The 5,285-nt window shown below is 60.4% G+C and carries 7 protein-coding genes; 4 read left to right on the top strand and 3 right to left on the bottom strand.

Annotated elements, in window-relative coordinates:
• Positions 1 to 206: 206 nt before the first annotated feature.
• The 3 genes from ACXWUF_RS17970 to ACXWUF_RS17960 form a co-directional block, all read right to left on the bottom strand.
• Entirely contained in the window at positions 207 to 503 is a 297-nt protein-coding gene (locus ACXWUF_RS17970) for a hypothetical protein (RefSeq protein ID WP_458495985.1), read from the bottom strand.
• On the bottom strand, positions 484 to 771 hold the full coding sequence (locus tag ACXWUF_RS17965) for a hypothetical protein (protein ID WP_458495984.1): 288 nt from the start codon (positions 769 to 771) through the stop codon (positions 484 to 486). The genes ACXWUF_RS17970 and ACXWUF_RS17965 overlap by 20 nt, the downstream gene beginning before the upstream one ends.
• A 63-nt stretch (positions 772 to 834) precedes the next feature.
• The gene (locus ACXWUF_RS17960; RefSeq protein WP_458495983.1) at positions 835 to 1,104 is read right to left on the bottom strand and encodes a twin transmembrane helix small protein; all 270 of its coding nucleotides are present in this window, start codon (positions 1,102 to 1,104) and stop codon (positions 835 to 837) included.
• Positions 1,105 to 1,169: 65 nt separating this feature from the next.
• Here ACXWUF_RS17960 and ACXWUF_RS17955 point away from each other — a divergent pair, with 65 nt between their 5' ends.
• From ACXWUF_RS17955 to ftsY, 4 genes are all read left to right on the top strand, one after another.
• Entirely contained in the window at positions 1,170 to 1,901 is a 732-nt protein-coding gene (locus ACXWUF_RS17955; RefSeq protein ID WP_458495982.1) for an SURF1 family protein, read from the top strand.
• 64 nt (positions 1,902 to 1,965) lie between these two features.
• The gene (locus ACXWUF_RS17950; protein ID WP_458495981.1) at positions 1,966 to 2,529 is read left to right on the top strand and encodes an SCO family protein; all 564 of its coding nucleotides are present in this window, start codon (positions 1,966 to 1,968) and stop codon (positions 2,527 to 2,529) included.
• A 180-nt stretch (positions 2,530 to 2,709) separates the two neighbouring features.
• Positions 2,710 to 3,051, top strand: a complete 342-nt coding sequence (locus tag ACXWUF_RS17945) for a zinc ribbon domain-containing protein YjdM (protein WP_458495980.1) — start codon at positions 2,710 to 2,712, stop codon at positions 3,049 to 3,051.
• 166 nt (positions 3,052 to 3,217) lie between these two features.
• Positions 3,218 to 5,230, top strand: coding sequence for a signal recognition particle-docking protein FtsY (gene ftsY, locus ACXWUF_RS17940; protein ID WP_458495979.1), 2,013 nt, complete (start codon positions 3,218 to 3,220; stop codon positions 5,228 to 5,230).
• Positions 5,231 to 5,285 lie beyond the last annotated feature (55 nt).

The raw sequence follows: 5,285 nt of genomic DNA, 5'->3' as shown, positions 1-5,285 counted from the left end.
ACACCGCGGTTGTGGGTCGGGCTTAAGCCCGACCCACACCCAGCAAAAAGCCCGGTTTCGTAAGAGACGGGCTTTTTTATATGGTGGGTAAGCCGTTTTGCCTACTGAAAGAAGTAAATCACGGCTTAGCTGATGGCGACGTAGGGGCAGGCATAAGCATTTGCGGCGCTTGTTGCAAGGGCAGAATAGTTGGTGTCTGAATAGGATCAGCCTTGGATGGGAAAATTTTTTGTATCGCTAAAACCAGCCCCACAATTGCGATGAGCTGCGATGAGCGTCGCAATCATCCAACGGGTTTGCGAGGCAAATTCCTTGTGCATCTCTGATTTCATCTCGGCAATATCGGCCTTGGTGGCATAGTTGGACCGGATCACCGCCACATCTTCCCGCAGACTCGCTACATCCGCCTCCAACTTGCCGACTCGCCGTTCAAGGTCGCCACCGCCCCCGCCCGAGCCGGATTTTTTGAACGGGATAACCCCGCTATTGCTGCTCACGTTCATGATTATTCTTCTCTTGCCAATCTTGGAGCATTTGTAAATCTTGCTGCCTTGCAAATCCGCATTGAGAGCAAATCATCACGACAACCGGGTAATACGCCCCTAAAACGGCGTCAGACTGAAAGATGAGATTTGAAATGGCCACCTCGACAAAATCGTTTTCCTCGGAGACCGTTTTCAGTATCCAGTTCTCGCACCCACAGAAAGGACACTTTTCGCTGGCCCCTTTATCCTTAAAGTACCTATCGAAATCCGCCAGAGAAGCTTTCATTTGCCATGCCCGGTTTTGAAGGTGTGAAAGGCGAGTTTCAGTGCTTCGGTTCCAATTTGCTAACTACCGTAAATCGCCCGGAGTATTGGGAGTGATCGGCGCATTTGCCGCTGGATTTTTTGGCCCCGCCCCGCCCCGAAGCCCATGGGGCTGAATCCATCCCAACCCGAACGCCACGATCAGCAACAAAAACAGCGCGATGGACAAACCGATACGGTACGTCAAAGCTCTAACCGTGCGCGGCGAGCGGTTTTTGTCTTTCAAGAGATAATAAAGCGCCGAACCCAGATTTCCGACGATGACCAGGAGTACAAGCAAGATGAAGATTTTCAAGGGAAGTCCGCCCAATCGTGAAGTGAATCCGGCGGACCACGACGGGCTGCCGGCGCGAGGTGAATGTGCGGGATTATAGCTTCAAACCCCATTGGAAAGCCTCGCTAGGCTTCTTGGCTGTCCTCGCGGTATTCGTCAATTTGGGGCTGTGGCAGTTGCGCCGGGCGGACGAGAAGACCGCCCTGATGGACGCCCGCGAATTGCGTGGCCAGGACGCGCCGGTGCGGCTGAGCGGCGCGGAAGCCAGCCCGGATGATCTCCGCTATCGGCGCGTCGTGGTGAGCGGCGAATACGACGCGGCTCACCAATTCCTGGTGGACAACCAAATCCATGAGCAACGGCCCGGCTACCATGTGCTGACCCCGCTTCGCCTCGAAGGCGGCAATGCGGCGGTGCTGGTCAATCGCGGCTGGGTGCCCGTGGGCGCGGATCGGACCCGATTGCCCGCTGTCGCCCTGCAAGCCACTCACGCGGAAATCTCCGGGGTGGCCGACCATTTTCCCGGCGTCGGCCTCAAGCTTAAAGGTGCCGAAATCCCCGCGCCCGGCTGGCCGGCGGTCGTCCAACTGCCGGAACCCGCGCCCCTCGCTGAACGGCTCGGTTATCCGGTCCTGCCGTATCAGGTATTATTGGACCCTTCGGCTGACGAGGGCTATGTCCGGGCTTGGCGGGAGGTGCGGCTTACCCCCGAGAAGAACCGGGGCTATGCCTTGCAATGGTTTTTGTTCGCGCTGGTCGCCACGATCATTTATCTGCGCCACGGCCTGAAAGCCGGTTCAAAAGCCCCGACGCCCTGATTTCATCCACTTTGTCTTCCGCATCATGACCAACCCAAGGAAACCGACATGGCGCGCCCGCGCCATGATCTTCGCCGTCGCGTTCACCGCCTTCGGTCCCTTCATCCTGGCCTGGTATTACGCCCAGCACCCAGAACTTGTCGAAAAAACCAGCAATTACGGCGCTTTGATCGTGCCGCCCCGGACGCTGGATTTTGCCCCGTTATTCACCCAGCCCGCGTTTCCGGCGGAGAGCCTGAACGAGATCAAGGGTCGCTGGGTGTTGTTGCATGTGGCTCCAGGCGCTTGCGGCCAAGCTTGCGCCGACGCCTTGCACAAGACCCACCAAGCCGTGCTGATGCTTAACAAGGAAATGCTGCGGGTCAGGCGATTGCTGCTAGTGCCAACCAGGACGCCATCCGGGGAGGTGGACGGATTGCTGCTGAAGGACGATTCCCTGGTCATCACCGCCGCCCCCGAGGCGATGCTGAAAACCGTCACCGACGCCCTGGGCAAGCCACCCGCCGACGGGATAGTGATTCTCGTCGATCCGCTGGGCAACACGGCCTTATGGTACGACAGCGGCTTCGACCCATACCGCTTGGTAAAAGACATCAAGCATTTGCTGAAGGCTTCCCAAATCGGCTGATGCCCTTGTCAGACCACACCAATCAAGCAAATAAAACCCTGTAGGGAAGGCGATTAAACGCTATAACGTCTGGAGTCCGAACTTCAGTTTGGATCACCGCGTAAGCGATTAAATAAAGTCCAAACTAAAGTTCGGACTCCAGAGTAGCTTCCTACGAGCCAACCCCATTTAGGAACCAGAATGAGCGATTTACCCAAGTGCCCGGAGTGTGGCTCGGCCTTCACCTACGAGGACGGAAGCCTGTTCATCTGCCCAGAGTGCGGGCATGAATGGGCCAAGGACGCCGCCGCCGAAAGCGCCGGGACCGAAAGGCTCGTGACCGACGCCCACGGCACGCCACTCAAGGATGGCGATTCCGTCACGGTCATCAAGGACTTGAAGGTCAAAGGCTCGTCGTCGGTGGTGAAAGTCGGGACCAAGGTCAAGAACATCCGCCTCGTGGATGGCGATCATGACATCGACTGCAAGATCGACGGCTTCGGCGCGATGAAGCTGAAATCGGAGTTTGTGAAGAAAGCTTAACCTCCTCCGTAGGGTGGGCATGTATCCATGCCCACCAACAGGCTCGCCGCTCCATGAATCGGTGGGCATGGGTACATGCCCACCGTACACAGGTCGCGACAAAAAAATCCGGTCGCCTTGACCCAGGCCCGACCACTCAACGCAACGACAATAACAAGGCAGGACCATGTTCAGACACCTGACCCTCTTTACCCTGATCCTGGCGCTGGGCGTCACGGTGATGGGCGCTTACGTCCGCATTTCCGAAGCCAGCCTGGTCTGCGCCGACTGGCCCGGCTGCTACGCTCAACCGCTCGCCGAAATCCTCGCCGCCATCAACGAGCATTCCGCCGCCGCCATCAAGAAGCTGCTGGTGCTGGCCCTCGCCGGTTTGTCCGGCACGCTGGGCGTGTTCGTGCTGCTGCTGTCCGGGCTGGTGTTCGGGGTGCGGGAGAACCGGGGCAAGGCCATCGCCCTCACCTACGGCACGCTGCTGCTGGTGGCCGGGCAGGCCGTGGTCGGCGTATGGACCGTCAAACTCCATTTCATGCCGGTCGTGGTGACGGGCCACTTGCTGGCGGGTTATCTCACGGTGCTGCTGCTTTACCGGCTGTGGCTCACCGTCGGCCCGCAGCACCAACCCGTGGGCGAGGTGGGCGGCTTGCTTTGGCTGAGCCGGTTCTCGCTGCTGTTGCTGTTCCTGCAAATCGCTCTCGGTGGCTGGGTCTCGTCCAATTATGCTTCCCTGGCGTGCCCGGATTTCCCCACTTGCCTCGGCGCTTGGTGGCCGGACGCGGATTATGCCGACGCCTTCGCCTTTTGGCGTGGCTTGGCGGATGGGCAGTGGGGCTTGTTGGATGGACCCGCCCGCGTCGCCATCCAGATGGTTCATCGCGTGGGCGCTGTGGCGGTGTTCCTGGTGCTGACCCTGCTGGCCATGGGCATCACCTCCAACCCCAAGGCGCCCCGCCTGAGCAAAGCCGGTCTGCTGCTGAGCTTCCTCCTGCTGGTGCAGATTGGTCTGGGCGTGGCCGTGGTGATATTGCGTATGCCGGTGGCCCTGGCGGTTGCGCACAATGCCTTCGGCGCGTTGCTGCTGCTGAATGTGGCCCACGCCCACTATTTCCTGCGCCTGCCGCGCCGGGTTGAAATCCCGGAACGCCGCCCGGCCCTGCCGCTGGAAACGCAGGTCCCCGGACTGGAGGAGCTGCCGCCGGTCGTCATCCCGCCCGTGGCGGTGCGGCCTGTGCCGCCCGTCGAGGTTCCAACCCGCCCCGCGCCAGACAACCTGTTCGCCCGGCTCAAGGGTCAGCTTGGCAAAACCCGGGGCGGCCTGACCGGCTTCCTCGCCAATTTGGCCTTGGGGAAGAAGGCCATCGACCAGGAGTTGCTGGACGACATCGAAGCGCAATTGCTGATGGCCGACATCGGCGTCACCGCCACCCGCGATATCATCGGCCATCTCACCGAAAGCTTGGAGCGCCACCAACTGGCCGATGTGGACGCCCTGACCGCCCGGCTGCGGGAATATCTCTACGAGATCATCGAGCCAGTCAGCCTCCCGCTGGTGATTCCAGAGGAAACCCGGCCCTTCGTCATCCTGGTGGTGGGGGTCAACGGCGTGGGCAAGACCACGACCATCGGCAAACTCGCCAAGCGCTTGCAGAACCAGGGCCACAGCGTGATGCTGGCGGCGGGCGACACTTTCCGGGCGGCGGCGGTGGAGCAGTTGCAGACCTGGGGCGAGCGCAACAACGTGCCGGTCGTTGCCCAGCAGCAAGGCGCTGATTCCGCCTCGGTCATCTTCGACGCCATGCAGTCCGCGCAGGCGCGGGGTATCGACGTGTTGATCGCCGACACCGCCGGGCGCTTGCACACCAAGTCGAACCTGATGGACGAACTGAGCAAGGTCAAGCGCATCATGGCCCGCCTGGACCCGACCGCGCCTCATGAAGTGTTGCTGGTGCTGGACTCGGGCACCGGCCAGAACGCCATCAATCAAGCCCGCCAGTTCAACGAGGCGGTGGGGCTGACGGGCATCGCGCTGACTAAGCTGGATGGCACGGCCAAGGGCGGGGTGATCTTTGCCTTGGCGAAGCAGTTCGGCATCCCCATCCGCTACATCGGCATTGGCGAAACCATCGACGACTTGCAGGACTTCGACGCGAAGAAGTTCATCGAGGCGTTGTTCGCCGAGTAGGCGGGATTGTGGGAGTGGGCTTCAGCCCACGAGGTTCAGATCAGTTCGTGGGCTG

The organism is Methylomagnum sp., assembly GCF_054333355.1.
This window is presented reverse-complemented; position numbering and strand designations above follow the sequence as displayed.

What these genes read in the sequence shown, in the direction of transcription:
- ACXWUF_RS17970 (WP_458495985.1), bottom strand. Translation starts at nt 503, where the DNA reads ATGAACGTGAGCAGCAATAGCGGGGTTATCCCGTTCAAAAAATCCGGC.
- ACXWUF_RS17965 (WP_458495984.1), bottom strand. Translation starts at nt 771, where the DNA reads ATGAAAGCTTCTCTGGCGGATTTCGATAGGTACTTTAAGGATAAAGGG.
- ACXWUF_RS17950 (WP_458495981.1), top strand. Translation starts at nt 1,966, where the DNA reads ATGATCTTCGCCGTCGCGTTCACCGCCTTCGGTCCCTTCATCCTGGCC.
- ACXWUF_RS17945 (WP_458495980.1), top strand. Translation starts at nt 2,710, where the DNA reads ATGAGCGATTTACCCAAGTGCCCGGAGTGTGGCTCGGCCTTCACCTAC.
- ftsY (WP_458495979.1), top strand. Translation starts at nt 3,218, where the DNA reads ATGTTCAGACACCTGACCCTCTTTACCCTGATCCTGGCGCTGGGCGTC.